Source organism: Streptomyces sp. P17, from assembly GCF_032436805.1.
In the GTDB taxonomy this organism is placed as follows: domain Bacteria; phylum Actinomycetota; class Actinomycetes; order Streptomycetales; family Streptomycetaceae; genus Streptomyces.
On record NZ_JAVRBF010001302.1, the window covers coordinates 1 to 246 of the forward strand.

The window sequence follows — 246 nt, forward strand, 5'->3', positions numbered from 1 at the left end:
GCCGCCAGCTGCAGCTTTTCCGCCAGTTCAGCGCTGGCGGGTACCCGCTCGCGGCTGATCCATTGCGTATCTGGCCGGCGCCCCTGCTGTAACACCTCGCTCGAGAATCCTTTGACGTCTGCCAAAGAATAGAACAGCTTCGGTTCGGGCCGTTGCAGTTGGATAAAGGTGCCGTAACCGCGTGAACGGCCGATGAGGCCGTCCTGCTCGAGGCAGGCCAACGCTTTGCGTACCGTGATGCGCGAG

General features: G+C 62.2%; 1 protein-coding gene. It reads right to left on the bottom strand.

Features of this window, described 5'->3' with window-relative positions; genetic code table 11:
• Nucleotides 1–246 (bottom strand): GntR family transcriptional regulator (locus RMT89_RS44770; RefSeq protein ID WP_315889487.1); only part of this gene is annotated, 246 nt, incomplete at both ends.